The 239-nt window shown below is 32.6% G+C and carries 1 protein-coding gene; it reads right to left on the bottom strand.

What is annotated here, in order from left to right:
• Positions 1-15: 15 nt before the first annotated feature.
• A partial coding sequence (locus V6255_RS18220; RefSeq protein WP_341629403.1) for a response regulator occupies positions 16-239 on the bottom strand: 224 nt, incomplete at its 5' end.

The following is a 239-nucleotide window of genomic DNA, read 5'->3' as shown; positions in this document are numbered from 1 at the left end:
ATCTGACTTAACAATCTACCCAGCTATATTTTCGTTATACGCAGCTACTAAGTCTTCAAATGCAGATGATGTAGTCAGAACAAAAATAAACGTGTTTTTTAAGTTTTCATCTTTACGTATATTTTGTAGAAAGTCTATCCCACCCATAATTGGCATCTTCAAGTCCAATAAGATCAAATAAGGCCTTTGTACTATACTTTTATCACGTAGCAACTCTAATGCTTCTAATCCATTTTTTG

Origin of the sequence: Psychromonas arctica, from assembly GCF_038155225.1 — a bacterium.
GTDB classification, from domain to species: Bacteria; Pseudomonadota; Gammaproteobacteria; order Enterobacterales; family Psychromonadaceae; genus Psychromonas; species Psychromonas arctica_B.
The sequence above is the reverse complement of the archived record's forward strand: the minus strand, read 5'-3'. Positions and strand labels throughout refer to the sequence as shown.